General features: G+C 56.7%; 1 protein-coding gene. It reads left to right on the plus strand.

Annotated features, from left to right (window positions below; genetic code table 11):
• Window positions 1-709, plus strand: a 709-nt coding sequence (locus AC1RP1_RS07650; protein WP_481762665.1) for a hypothetical protein, incomplete at both ends; no start/stop codon positions are given.

Consider the following 709-nt stretch of genomic DNA (forward strand, 5'->3'; position numbering starts at 1 on the left):
CAAGACTATCTGGCGCAGTACGGTAATCCGAACGCGAAAATCTCGTTTGATGTGTACTGTGGTCTCGACTTCTTCAAGGAAGCTAACCAGCTGTGGGCACTCCGTGTTGCGGGCCCCGGTGCTCTGTACGCTTCGGTCTTGATGTATGCAGATGCATCTGGCACTACGCATCTGGCTCCTATTCCGGCTGGCGTCGTAGACCCAACGAAACCTGATTGGCCGACGCTGCTCCAACAAGTTGGCAGCGGTGCTACCACCGCAATAGCTCTGTTCTACCCGTCTATGGGCCAAGGCTCATACGGCAACAACACTGCAATCTCGATTTCTAGCGCGACCCTCACGGCACCAGCTCAACCTTCTGCAACTAGTAGCTCGACGGTCGGTACTCTGCCTGCTGGTACTTATCAGTATCAAGTGTCGGCAGTCGGCTTCAACGGTGAATCGTTGGCGTCGAGCGCGGAAGTTGTGGTGATTGCGACAGGCGGCACAACCACCAACTCTATTACGCTGTCGTGGCCGCGTATGCCTCTGGCTACTGGCTACCGAGTGTATGGACGCACACAGGGCTCGACGTACGGGCTGATGGTGACGGTGGGGCAACAATCCACGGACAACATCACGTTTACTGACGACGGCACTATTCCGAATAGCGCTATCGACACAACGAAACAGCCGATCACGGACCCGACGAAGGCCGCACCGCCGTCCC

The sequence above is a fragment of the Dellaglioa sp. CoH-56-MRSF-13 genome, from assembly GCF_056782095.1.